Origin of the sequence: Chitinophaga qingshengii (assembly GCF_014529935.1) — a bacterium.
In the GTDB taxonomy this organism is placed as follows: Bacteria; Bacteroidota; Bacteroidia; order Chitinophagales; family Chitinophagaceae; genus Chitinophaga; species Chitinophaga qingshengii.
The window spans coordinates 2572374-2584271 of record NZ_JACVFC010000001.1 but is presented as its reverse complement, the minus strand read 5'-3'; the positions used below and the strand labels follow the sequence as shown (position 1 = coordinate 2584271).

The following is an 11898-nucleotide window of genomic DNA, read 5'->3' as shown; positions in this document are numbered from 1 at the left end:
TGCAAAGATAAAGTGCTTCCTTCAAATTCGGATTCTGAAAATAGAAAATAGGAAATCTGTTGTATCTTTCTTCCCATAATCTAAACTTATGCAAACCAAAATCCCTCGCTACTGCATGGCAGTAACCCTCGCCTTTGTAGCTCTTTTCAGCTCCTGTATCGGTCAGAACCGTGTTAAAGGCAATGGTCATGTGATCAAGGAGGAAAGAAGTGTGCCTACCTTCCATAGAATTAAGGTAGAAGGCAGTATGAACGTGTTCCTGTCCCAGGGTACCGAGAAAAAAGCCGTGATTGAGGCTGAAGACAATATTGCGCCGCTGGTAGAGATGGTCAATGACGAAGATGGCCGTTTGAAGGTACGTTTCCGTGATGATGCCAATATTTCCACCCGTAAAGGCGTCAATATATATCTGACCACCGCGGAATTGGACGATGTGGCCCTGTCCGGCTCCGGTGATATAAAACTGGTAGATAAGTTTAACAGCAAGGACGACATGAAAATCAGCCTGTCCGGCTCCGGTAATTTGAATGGAACGATCAATGCACCAGCGGTTAGGGCGTCTATTGCCGGTTCCGGCGATATGAACCTGCAGGGGGAAACAAAGACGGTAAAGGTATCTATTGCCGGCAGCGGCGATTATGTAGGTGATGGGCTGTTGTCTGAAGAGGCAGAAGTAAAAATTGCCGGCAGTGGTGATGCTGCTGTACATGCCAGCGTAAAACTGGACGCCAAAATTGCCGGGTCCGGTGATGTAAAGTATAAAGGAAATCCGTCCGTATCCAGTTCAGTAGCGGGTTCTGGCTCTGTCCGGAAAATATAGGAACACAATATTTACAAATTTTTAACATTTAGAATATCATACGGCAAGCAGTTTTGCTGTTATTTACATTGATTTTCAAAAAAATCTAAGTCCTTTTGTCCAGATACTGCCGCAGCATAACAAGCCGGCTGAGGCAGTATCTGGCTGGGGCACAAGCCAACAACCACATGTCCCCACCCCCCAAAGTCAGCAATCCGCCTATCATCTGTCAAATTATTATTAAATGACATAAATAATACACCTTTTTTGTATGTTTACAGTTTGTAATTGTTGAACTCCTATTCCTTTTATGAACGAAAGACCGAAGGTCCTGGTGGTATATTATACCCAGACAGGCCAATTAAAAAGGATTATTGATCATGTGTTGGCGCCGCTGGCAAACAGTGTAGACATTACCTACGAAGAACTGGTTCCGGTAACGCCGTTTCCTTTTCCATGGGGAAAACAACAGTTTTACGATACTATGCCGGAAACAGTACAGGGTACGCCCAGGGGTATCCGGCCATTGAAAGTGGATGTGAATGCACATTTTGATCTGGTTATATTGGCTTATCAGCCCTGGTTTTTGTCGCCTTCCCAGCCGACAGCGGCTTTCCTGCAAAGTGAAGCAGCCGCCCGTTTGTTGAAAGGCAAACAGGTATTGACATTGCTGGGCAGCCGTAATATGTGGCTGAATGCACAGGAGAAGGTAAAAGGTTATCTGCATAAAGCAGGAGCCAACCTGGTAGGAAATATCGTATTGGTAGATAAATCACCTAACCTGGTTTCCCTGATCACCATTTTGCGTTGGGCTTTCAAAGGGAAAAAAGAAGCTACCCGTTTTTTACCACAGGCGGGTGTGCAGGAAAATGAGATTGTTACAGCCAACCGGTTTGCCGGACCTATCGGTACCGCGCTGGAAACCAGGCAATGGGCGGCGCTGCATCCGCAGCTGATGTCATTGGATGCCGTAGAACTACTACCGAATCTTGTATTGCTGGAAAATAACGGTATCAGTGCTTTCCGCTTCTGGGCCAAATTTATCAGTGCCAAAGGGGGGCCTGGAGCGCCTGCCCGCCAGGGAAGGGTAACGATGTACAGGGGATTATTGCTGGTGGGAATTTTTGTGTTAACGCCTATCACGCTGATATCCTCGCTCATCAAGCTCAATCTTAAACGGGAGGAGCTGAATCGGGAAGTGGAATATTATAAAGGAATTTCTTTGCGCTAACTTTGCCCGTAGACCCCCTGAAATGCCAGCGGGTGGCGTGATAATTGTAATTCCGTTTAGAATTATATATTTACGTCCGTTTAAAAAATATACAAAACACTTTTTCACCGAAGGAAGGCTGGCCTATAGGGTTGTCACGCTATGGGATGACATGCGGCCTTAAAAGTCGAATTATTTTCAAATGAAGGAAGTTTATATTACCAGGCTATCGAAATTCTTACCCAACAAGCCTGTTGAAAATGATGAAATGGAGAGTATCCTTGGCATGGTAGATGGAAAACCTTCCCGCGCCCGGTTAAAGATTTTGGGCAACAACAAAATCAAGAACCGCTACTATTCCCTGGATAAAGACGGTAACTCCACTCATTCCAACGCTGAGATGACCGCCAACGCTGTCAGCGCATTGTTTGATGAAAAATTCCCCATCAGCAAATTACAGTTACTGGCTTGCGGAACTACTTCGCCCGACCAGCTGCTGCCTAACCATGCCGCGATGGTGCATGGTTTGCTGAAATGCCAGCCCGTGGAACTGATCGCAGCTACCGGCGCTTGCGCAGCGGGTATGCAGGCTTTCAAATACGCCTGGATGTCTATCCGTTGTGGTAATACCGCCAATGCTGTAAGCTCCGGTTCCGAAAAATTCTCCGCCTGGATGCTGGCGCAGAAATTTCAGCCGGAAGCTGAGAACCTGAAGAGCCTCGACGAAAATCCGATCATCGCTTTTGAAAAGGACTTCCTCCGCTGGATGTTGTCCGATGGCGCCAGTGCAGCGCTTTTCCAGGATAAACCGAATGAAGAAGGTTTGTCCCTGCGGGTAGACTGGGTAGAGATCCTGTCTTACGCCAATGAGCTGGAAACCTGCATGTACGCCGGTTCTATCAAAAATCCGGATGGCAGCACCAAAGGCTGGATTGACATGACACCGGATGAATGGGCGCAACACAGCGTATTCTCTTTCAAACAAGATACCCGCCTGTTGGGTAAAAATATAGTGCCTTCCGGCGCGCAGATGTGGAAAGAACTGGTAGAAAAACATCACATCAACCTGGATGAGATTGACTTCTTCCTGCCACATTTATCTTCCGAATTTTTCCGGTTGAAGATCGACGAGGAAATTACCCGTCTGGGTGTACCTATTCCGTTGGAAAAATGGTTCACCAACCTGGCCTGGGTAGGTAACGTAGGTACTGCCTCTCCTTACCTGATGCTGGAAGAACTGATGAATACCGGCCGCTTTAAGAAAGGACAGAAAATTGTGATGATGGTACCGGAAAGCGCCCGTTTTTCCTATGCTTACGCACATATCACCGTTGTATAGGCATTCACTTCTAAAACTGCAGTCATGAAAAAAGACGAAGTACCACAGGATAGTGATAACCTGCATGAAGGTACATTCAAACAGATTATGTATGCGGTAGACAACTCCGGTAATTACGTGCAGGTGCAGAGTGCAGGGTGGGAACCGGAAAACATTGCCCTGACGCAAGCCTGGGAAGAAGTAAACGAAAAAGTGGCAGCGGCCAAAGTGCTGGTACAGTCCGGCGAAATCAGTCCGGTCGCCTATTACATGGAAAAGAACCTGATGGATCTGGCCTTGTTGGCCAACTATGTAGGGAAATTCCAATGGCAGGTGAAACGGCATATGAAACCGGCGGTATTCAAGCGTTTGAGCGATAAAATGCTGCAACGTTATGCGGATGCATTTAAGATCAGTAAAGAAGATTTACTGCATATCAAATAATCACGCAAAGTCGCAAAGCAGCAAAGTAGCAAAGGAAGTTATGTTGATGATCTTTGCGACTTTGCTGCTTTGCGCACTTTGTGTGAACACAAAACAATATGAACAATCATCAATTCCATCATACGCAAACAGCCCACTGTGAAAGCGGCGTTATCTCCAACCTGCTGGGGCATCATGGTCTGAAGATCAGTGAGCCGATGGCATTCGGTATTGGCGCCGGTATATTTTTCGCGCATTTACCGTTTGTGAAAGTCAACGGCGTACCAGGCACCACCTATCGTATCTGGCCTGGCGCCATATTCCAGCGGGTGTGTAAACGGCTGGGCGTAAGAATGGAGACCGCAAAATTCTCTTCTCCGGAAAAAGGGATGGCCGCACTGGACCATGTAGTATCCAGCGGAACGCCGGTGGGACTGTTGTCCAGCGTCTATTACCTGCCTTATTTTCCTCCGTCCTACCGTTTCCATTTTAATGCCCATAACCTGGTGGTATATGGCAAACGGGACGATCAGTACCTGGTGAGTGATCCGGTGATGGACACGGTAACGGAAATAGACCCCGCAAGTTTGGCGCAAGCCCGCTTTGCCAAAGGGTTTCCGGCTCCCAAAGGGAAAATGTATTATCCTGTGCATGTGCCCGGAAAAGCATCTTTCGAAAAACCGATTAAAGAAGGCATTGCACAAACCTGTCATTATATGCTGAAGATACCTTTCCCGATGTTTGGGGTGAAGGGTATCCGTTTCCTCGCCAACCGGGTGAAAAATTACCCGGAGAAAGTAGGAGAACGCAAATCAGCATTGTACCTGGGCAACATTATCCGGATGCAGGAAGAGATTGGCACCGGTGGGGCAGGTTTCCGTTTCGTATATGCCGCGTTTCTGCAGGAATCGGCGGTACTGCTGAATAAGCCGGAACTGAGCCGCCTGGCCACAGAACTCACCCAGGCCGGTGATCTTTGGCGTAATTTTGCCTTTTCCGCCGGCAGGGTATGTAAAAGCCGTTCGGCTGATAATGTATCGTACAAAGAACTGAGCGAGATGTTGATCCAATGTGCGGCAGCAGAAGAAACCTTTTTCAAAAAACTGGCTAAAATTTAGAAATTTAGCTATTGGGATATTGGGTTATTTGATTTACGGATTTTGGGATTTATAGTCGCGAAGACCGGCATAACATGATCATCTTCGCAAAATTCCAAAATCAAAAAATTCGTAAATCAAATAGCTAAATAGTCAAATGAAAAAATAGCCAAATACTCATGGCCAGCATAGCAGTAAAAGAATTGTGTAAAACCTATAAGGGCGCGGCAGAAGCCACCCTCAAAGGGTTGACGTTTACTTTCCCGGAAGGGAAGATCGGCGGGTTGCTGGGTCCTAACGGCGCCGGTAAAACGACGACGATCTCCATCCTGTGCGGGCTGGTAAGGGCAGACAGTGGGGAAGTGATGATACATGGCCTTCCGCAGGATGCTGGCCACCGGGAAGACATCAAAAAAATCATTGGCATTGTGCCGCAACAAATAGCCCTGTACCCACAGTTATCGGCAGTGGAAAACCTCACTTACTTCGGTAACCTGTATGGCTTGAAGGGAAAAGCGCTGTTTAACAGGATCATGCATTACCTGGAAGTGTTTGGCCTGGAAAAAGCCGCCTATAAAGAGATTCATAAATATTCAGGTGGCATGAAACGCCGGGCGAACATTATCGCCGCTATCCTGCATGAACCTGATTTGCTGATACTGGATGAGCCTACCGCAGGGGTGGATGTGCAGTCACGCAGCATGATCCTGCAGTTCCTGCGCCGCTACAACGAGCAGGGCGCCAGCATCCTGTATACCTCGCACCTGCTGGAAGAAGCGCAGTCACTTTGTGATGAAGTGGTGATTATGGATGAAGGTAAAATGATACTACAAGGCAAGCCCGAACAGATGATCAACGAGCTGCCCGAGTGCCGCAACCTGGAAGATGTTTTTTTACACTATACCGGGCATGCGTTGCGGGACTAACAAAATGAAAGAAAGCTATGCTTAGATTACTGGCTACCATAAGAAAAGAATGGCAGCTGCTGTTGCGCGACAAAACGGGGCTTACGCTCCTGTTTGTGATGCCGGTGGTACTGATAACCGTGATGGCCCTCATACAGGACGCGCCTTTCAAGGATTACCAGGACGTGAAGTTTGATATATTGACCGTAGATAATGATCATGGGCGTTTGGGTAAATATATCAGAGAAGGGCTGGCATCGGGCGGACAGTTCAATATTATAGACACCCTGGAAGGGCAGGCGGTTACAGAAAAGCAGGCCCGGGAGCTGGTGAACAGCGGTCGTTATAAAATCAGCATTATCGTACCGACGGGTTCCACAGCGGCTATTGTGAGCAATGCCAACCGGATTGTGAATGAGATTACCCAGCGGATGGGGATGAGTGTATCCTTACCTGTTAAAAAAGAGGCTGATTCCCTGAATGTGGTCATCTATTTTGACCCGGCCGCTAAAAAAGCCTTTAAAGGGGCTATTCACCAGGCGTTGGATAACTTCCTGACACAGGTAGAAACGGATATGTTGCTGGACCGGATACGGCAGCAATTACGCAATAAAGACGTACAGGCACAGCCGGCAGATACCTTACCGATCCGGTTACAGGCCGTGGGACTGAAAGAACATGCCACCGGCAACAGTAAGCAACTGGACGTGGTATCCAATTCCGTACAGCATAACGTACCGGCATGGAGCATTTTTGCCATGTTTTTTATCGTTATTCCGATAGCCGGGAATATGATCCGGGAGCGGGAAGACGGTAGCCTGTTGAGAATGAAGCTGATACCCGGTTCTTACCTGTTGATTTTAGCAGGGAAGATGTTGTTTTTCGTAGGTATTTGCCTGTTACAGTTTTATCTGATGATGCTGGTGGGTATTTATGCCATGCCTTTGCTGGACCTGCCGAAGCTGGTGATGGGGCATGATCAGGCCGCTGCCTTGCTGGTAGCCAGTGCGATAGGATTAGCCGCCACCGCTTACGGGATACTGATCGGTACGCTATTTAAGACACCTAACCAGGCCCTGAATTTCGGCGCTATTTCCATCGTGATCCTGTCTGCCGTTGGCGGCATCTGGATACCGCTGGAAGTGATGCCGGCCAATATGCAGGTAATCGGGCGTTTATCCCCGCTTAGCTGGGGATTGGATGCCATCAACGATATTTATTTACGTAACGGAGATATTGGATTGGTGTGGAAAAACGTATTACGTTTGGTATTGACAGGCGGGGTGATGCTCGCCGTGGCCGGATTTGTGGAAAAAAGAAGAATGAACTGATAAATATTTTCTAAACAGCAGTAAAACTGTATTTTTACTCCCCACAAAGGGAATCCCCGCGTGCAGCACGGGATAAACCTACAACTTTATTATGGAAGAATTAAAAAGCAAACTCAAAGCGCAGATCATTGAAGCATTAAATCTGCAGGATACCAAACCGGAAGATATTGACGACAACGCGCCTTTATTTGGTGAAGGGCTTGGTCTGGACAGCATCGACTCCCTGGAGCTGATGGTGTTGCTGGAAAGACAATATCATATTAAAGTGGAAGATCCCCGGGAAGGACGTAAAATCCTGCAATCTGTGCAGTCCATGGCCGACTTTATCCAATCTAAACAGCCGGCATAAGTATAAGCTGATATGGCGGAAAGAGTGTTTATAACAGGGATGGGAATGATCACCGCCATAGGTGATAATGTGGCTGAAAACCTGGAACGATTGCGGCAACAACGCAGTGGACTTGGTTTTACCAGTTATATTGATACCATATACAAACAAGTGTTGCCGGTAGCGGAAGTAAAGCATAACAATGATGCATTGTTTGCCCTTGCCGGCATCACTCCCCGGGAAGGATATACGCGCACTACCCTGCTGGGACTGGCCGCTATGCGGGAAGCGTTGCGGCAGGCGGGTATCGCAGACATACAATCAGCCCCCACCGGCTTTATCAATGCCAGCACCGTAGGCGGCATGTGCGATACGGAAAAGGTTTACTTTGATATCATCAACCCCGAAAAAAACGGGACTTTCCTGCAATATATTGATACCCTTGACTGTGCCGACTGTACGCAACGTATAGCCGACATCGTTGGTTTCAGTGAACATATTGCCACCATCAGCACTGCCTGTTCATCTTCTGCCAATGCCCTGATGTTCGGCGCCCGTATGATTAAACAGGGGTTCCTGCCCCGGATGGTATGCGGTGGTACAGAAGCGCTGACACGCTTTACCCTGAATGGTTTCAATTCCCTGAAAAATATTGATAAGCAATTCTGCCGGCCGTTTGACCAGCAGCGTACCGGCCTTAACCTTGGTGAAGGCGCCGCTTATCTTGTATTGGAAAGCGAGTCGTTTGCCCGGGCCAACAACAGTCGTATACTGGCGGAGTTCACCGGCTATTGCAACGCCAATGAAGCGTTTCATCCTACATCGCCCTCCCCCGACGGCGATGGCGCCTATGAAGCCATGAAAAGCGCCCTGGCAATGAGTGGCAGAACACTCGGGGAAGTAGATTATATCAATGTACATGGTACCGCCACGCTCAACAATGACGTGTCTGAAGGTAAAGCACTGGAGAGGCTGTTTGGCAGCGGGGTACCGCGGTTTAGTTCCACCAAGCCGTTTACCGGTCACACCCTGGCAGCAGCGGGAGCGATAGAAGCTATCTATGCCGTGCTGGCCATCCAACAGGGAATCATATTCCCCAATCTCAACTTTAAGGAAAAAATGGAAGAGCTGAACATTACGCCGGTAACGGAGCTGATGGAAGGCGTTTCCGTGAACAATGTTATTTCAAATTCATTCGGCTTCGGAGGAAACAACGCCTCCCTGGTGATCAGCAAATATGAAGGTTAAGTGTTACATACAAGGAATGGCGGCTATTTCCCCACAGACTACGTTTCAGGGGGATATTTTTTCCGCGCCGCTGGTGCATACAGATAAAAACCTGCTTGCCTGTGTAGAGCCTGATTACAAACCGTTTATTCCTGCCAACAGTCTGCGCCGTATGACGCGGGTCCTGAAAATAGGGCTCACTACCGCGCTGCAATGTATCAACGGCAGCGGCGTGGAAACGATTGGCCCTATTGTGACCGGTACCGGCAAAGGCAGTCTCCAGGATACGGAGAAGTTCATCCGGGAAATAGAGCAATACAAGGAAACAGCGCTGAACCCTACTCCCTTTATCCAGTCCACCTACAACTCCGTCAACGGTTTGATAGCTTTACAGGTAAAGGGCACCGCCTATAACAACACTTTTGTACACCGTGGTTTTTCTTTTGAAAACGCCCTGCTGGATAGTATGATGCTGTTGGCAGAAGGGGCGCCCAACACACTGACCGGCGCTTTTGAAGAAATTACCGCTGAACATTTTTATATTAAAAGCCGTATTGGTTTTTGGAAAGATGCGCCTACCGATAACCGCGCATTATACGAAACGCTTACCCCTGGCAGTATCGCAGGAGAAGGCGCCACTTTCTTTTTACTAACGGGAACGCCTGCCCCAAACAGTAAGGCCGCACTGACCGGTTTTAAGATGCTGTATAAACCTGCTGAGGCGAAACTGGCTGCTGCATTGGCCGAAATGGCAGCGGGGGCAGACCTGGTGCTGACCGGCCGCAATGGAGATAGCCGGTACGAGCACTACTATCAGCAACTGGATACCCTGTTGCCCGGTATACCACAGTTGCCGTTCAAACATCTTTGCGGTGAGCATGATACAGCCGGTGCTTTCGGTATGTGGCTGGGCGCGCAGATACTGCATGCACAGCAGGTTCCGGCACAATGGTTCCCTATGCTGAAAGATATTCCGGCTACTGCCGGCAAGATTTTACTATATAATCATTTTTACGGCGAGCAACATGCCATTATGGTGCTGGAGCGGGTTTAATCTTCTGCTTTCTCCCATTTATCTGTAAGGAAAGATGTCAACCTATCTTTTCGCATTGTAATTTTATTTATGTGTTAATAGACTGCACCTATTGAGCTGCTTAATGAGTCTTTAATGGTATATGTTGTTATGGAAGCAATGTATTAAAGGTGAAAACCTGTTCAATTTGCGTTTTATTTACATATTTAAAATGTTTGACTATGAAAAGCAAAATCTTTCTGGGGCTGAATATCCTGGCTATTTTAACGCTTGGATTAAGTTATGCGGCAGCTATGAGACACCTGACAAATGCGGACGCGGATAAATACCTTCAAATCGGTATGATAGCTTCCTTTTTCCTTATTACCAGTATGATCGGTTTTATTTTGAGCTTGATAGTAAAACGATTTAGTTAAGCCCGTTGGTCATATATGTGCCCATGAAAAAGGGAGATGCCAATGGCGGCATCTCCCTTTTTCATGGGGTATTGCTGATTATAACACCCGGTACACCGGATACCGCATGTATTCCGGTTCGGCGTACGGTGTGTTTTTATAGATAAAGCCCAGCTGTGCACTGGCGCTGTTTGCAAAAGCAGTGTCGCTGGCTTTTTTCTTGTTCAGCGCCGTTTGCAGCTCCGGATGATTTTTCAGGTATTCCGCGCCGGTATCTTCAAAAACATAGGGGGAATAACCTTCTTTCTGTCCCAGGATGGCATCAAAGAAATTCCAGGCAAAATAGGAATCGCCGGCGGCAGGTTCCAGTGTTTCCATGAGGAAACGGTTGGCCGTCTGGTTCATCGGGATATAATAATCACCGCTGCGGAAATGGATAGAATCCTTGCTGCTGGTGACTTTTATATCTGTATGCAGGTAATGTTTTTCAAAAGGCCTGGGATAGGTTTTGAAATCGGCGATATGATATACTTCTACGTAGACAGTGGTGTCTTTTTGCAGGCGCTGCATTTGTACGCGGTTGTTTTTCAACAGGTCGATCACTGTCCACCAGCCTTGCGGGATGACATAGGCCTGTGGTTTATCCACATAATTTTCCGCGTTGGCGTAGTTATAGAACTTTACCTGTTTTTCGTAGGGCTTGTTGCGGTCGTAATACAGGCGGGGTAAGCCGGAGATATTGCTGGGCTTGTGTCCGGAGGTAAAGCCCTTGAAAGTGATCAGGCTGTATTTTGTCATGTCGAACTTCCAGGACAGCGGGAAACTTTTTTGAGTGAGCACACTTTGTTTGGTTTGGTCCCGCAGTTGTTTGATGGCTGCGCTGTGTTCACTGGTGAAGCGGATGAAGGACTCCATCAGGGCGTAGGTAGCTTTTACCCGTTGTGGATAAGGTTTGAGCATATGTGTTTCCGGTACGAATCCGAAAGTATGGAAAAGGGTCGTGTAGCCGGAAGAGTAGCGTGGCACGTCGGAGAACTCTACCCAGCCGCTGTCGGGTGTTTCGTCGAAGTGGTTCACGTAGGGTACCAGGTCGTAACCTTTGGCTTTCATCAGCTGGTAGAGGCCTGGTTCGAAGGTATTGTGCAGGAATTCTCCCATGGGGCCACCCAGTTTATTGTATTGGGTAGAGAGCAGGGTGATGATATGCTGATAATCGGCCCCGTTACTCACATGGTTATCGATGAACACGTCCGGGTCGGTGAGGTGGTATATCTGCTGGAAGGCGAGGGCGTTTTTAGAGTCGGTCTTGATAAAATCGCGGTTGAGGTCCAGGTTTTGACCGTTGCCGCGGGAGCCGAAGGCGTCAGGCCCGTTTTGATCTACCCGGTAGTAAGCCGAACGGTTGAGCATGCCGCCGATATTATACACCGGGATAACTGCGAGCACGATATTATCCGGCAGTTTGGTTTTGCCCTGGGCGATATCGCGGAGCAGCATCATGGAGGCGTCTATACCGTCGGGTTCGCCTGGATGTATACCATTATTAATCAATATGATCCGTTTGTTTTTACGGTGGAGGCTGTTAAAGTCAAAATCTTGGGTGGGGGAGCAGATGACCAGGTGGAGTGGGAAACCTGCGTCGGTAGTACCGACGGTGATCATTTTTAAGGATTGTGGATAACGGGTGGCCAGTTGCCGGTAATACTGGATTACTTCCGCATAGGTGGCTGTTTCACGGCCATCGGTTTTTTCATAGCGGGTAGTAAAGTTTTGGGTTTGCGCGGAGGCTCCCATCAACATAAGCGCTATGATTGTGAATAGTTTTCTCATAA

The 11898-nt window shown here is 48.0% G+C and carries 12 protein-coding genes; 11 read left to right on the top strand and 1 reads right to left on the bottom strand.

The genetic code is table 11. From position 1 onward, the window contains the following. Window positions 1-88: 88 nt before the first annotated feature. From ICL07_RS09820 to ICL07_RS09770, 11 genes are all read left to right on the top strand, one after another. The gene (locus ICL07_RS09820) at window positions 89-820 is read left to right on the top strand and encodes a head GIN domain-containing protein (protein WP_188087733.1); all 732 of its coding nucleotides are present in this window, start codon (window positions 89-91) and stop codon (window positions 818-820) included. A 289-nt stretch (window positions 821-1109) separates the two neighbouring features. Beyond that, window positions 1110-2030 carry a dialkylrecorsinol condensing enzyme gene (locus ICL07_RS09815; protein WP_188087732.1) on the top strand — a complete coding sequence of 307 codons (921 nt, stop codon included), beginning with the start codon at window positions 1110-1112 and terminating at the stop codon, window positions 2028-2030. Window positions 2031-2211: 181 nt separating this feature from the next. Beyond that, entirely contained in the window at window positions 2212-3348 is a 1137-nt protein-coding gene (gene darB, locus ICL07_RS09810; protein WP_188087731.1) for a dialkylresorcinol biosynthesis protein DarB, read from the top strand. Between the two features lie 24 nt (window positions 3349-3372). After that, a complete protein-coding gene (gene DarG, locus ICL07_RS09805) occupies window positions 3373-3771 on the top strand; it encodes a flexirubin biosynthesis protein DarG (protein ID WP_188087730.1) in 399 nt (132 codons plus the stop codon). A gap of 98 nt (window positions 3772-3869) precedes the next feature. Beyond that, window positions 3870-4868 (top strand): BtrH-related acyltransferase DarH, encoded by a 999-nt coding sequence (gene darH / locus ICL07_RS09800; protein ID WP_188087729.1) that lies wholly within the window; start codon window positions 3870-3872, stop codon window positions 4866-4868. Between the two features lie 158 nt (window positions 4869-5026). After that, window positions 5027-5773, top strand: a complete 747-nt coding sequence (locus ICL07_RS09795) for an ABC transporter ATP-binding protein (RefSeq protein WP_223151795.1) — start codon at window positions 5027-5029, stop codon at window positions 5771-5773. Window positions 5774-5790: 17 nt separating this feature from the next. Further along, window positions 5791-7083, top strand: a complete 1293-nt coding sequence (locus ICL07_RS09790; RefSeq protein ID WP_188087728.1) for an ABC transporter permease — start codon at window positions 5791-5793, stop codon at window positions 7081-7083. Window positions 7084-7174: 91 nt separating this feature from the next. Continuing rightward, entirely contained in the window at window positions 7175-7432 is a 258-nt protein-coding gene (locus ICL07_RS09785; RefSeq protein ID WP_188087727.1) for a phosphopantetheine-binding protein, read from the top strand. A 12-nt stretch (window positions 7433-7444) separates the two neighbouring features. Continuing rightward, the gene (locus ICL07_RS09780; protein ID WP_188087726.1) at window positions 7445-8659 is read left to right on the top strand and encodes a beta-ketoacyl-[acyl-carrier-protein] synthase family protein; all 1215 of its coding nucleotides are present in this window, start codon (window positions 7445-7447) and stop codon (window positions 8657-8659) included. 16 nt (window positions 8660-8675) lie between these two features. After that, complete coding sequence (locus ICL07_RS09775) at window positions 8676-9692, top strand: beta-ketoacyl synthase chain length factor (RefSeq protein ID WP_188087725.1); 1017 nt, start codon at window positions 8676-8678, stop codon at window positions 9690-9692. Between the two features lie 200 nt (window positions 9693-9892). Next, complete coding sequence (locus tag ICL07_RS09770; RefSeq protein ID WP_188087724.1) at window positions 9893-10087, top strand: hypothetical protein; 195 nt, start codon at window positions 9893-9895, stop codon at window positions 10085-10087. A 78-nt stretch (window positions 10088-10165) separates the two neighbouring features. Here ICL07_RS09770 and ICL07_RS09765 read toward each other — a convergent pair whose 3' ends face one another. Continuing rightward, a complete protein-coding gene (locus ICL07_RS09765) occupies window positions 10166-11896 on the bottom strand; it encodes a M14 family metallopeptidase (protein WP_188087723.1) in 1731 nt (576 codons plus the stop codon). Window positions 11897-11898: the final 2 nt, after the last annotated feature.

Coding starts and splice junctions, on each gene's coding strand:
- ICL07_RS09780 (WP_188087726.1), top strand. CDS start 7,445: ATGGCGGAAAGAGTGTTTATAACAGGGATGGGAATGATCACCGCCATA.
- ICL07_RS09770 (WP_188087724.1), top strand. CDS start 9,893: ATGAAAAGCAAAATCTTTCTGGGGCTGAATATCCTGGCTATTTTAACG.
- ICL07_RS09775 (WP_188087725.1), top strand. CDS start 8,676: ATGGCGGCTATTTCCCCACAGACTACGTTTCAGGGGGATATTTTTTCC.
- ICL07_RS09765 (WP_188087723.1), bottom strand. CDS start 11,896: ATGAGAAAACTATTCACAATCATAGCGCTTATGTTGATGGGAGCCTCC.
- ICL07_RS09785 (WP_188087727.1), top strand. CDS start 7,175: ATGGAAGAATTAAAAAGCAAACTCAAAGCGCAGATCATTGAAGCATTA.
- DarG (WP_188087730.1), top strand. CDS start 3,373: ATGAAAAAAGACGAAGTACCACAGGATAGTGATAACCTGCATGAAGGT.
- ICL07_RS09790 (WP_188087728.1), top strand. CDS start 5,791: ATGCTTAGATTACTGGCTACCATAAGAAAAGAATGGCAGCTGCTGTTG.
- ICL07_RS09815 (WP_188087732.1), top strand. CDS start 1,110: ATGAACGAAAGACCGAAGGTCCTGGTGGTATATTATACCCAGACAGGC.
- ICL07_RS09820 (WP_188087733.1), top strand. CDS start 89: ATGCAAACCAAAATCCCTCGCTACTGCATGGCAGTAACCCTCGCCTTT.
- ICL07_RS09795 (WP_223151795.1), top strand. CDS start 5,027: ATGGCCAGCATAGCAGTAAAAGAATTGTGTAAAACCTATAAGGGCGCG.
- darB (WP_188087731.1), top strand. CDS start 2,212: ATGAAGGAAGTTTATATTACCAGGCTATCGAAATTCTTACCCAACAAG.
- darH (WP_188087729.1), top strand. CDS start 3,870: ATGAACAATCATCAATTCCATCATACGCAAACAGCCCACTGTGAAAGC.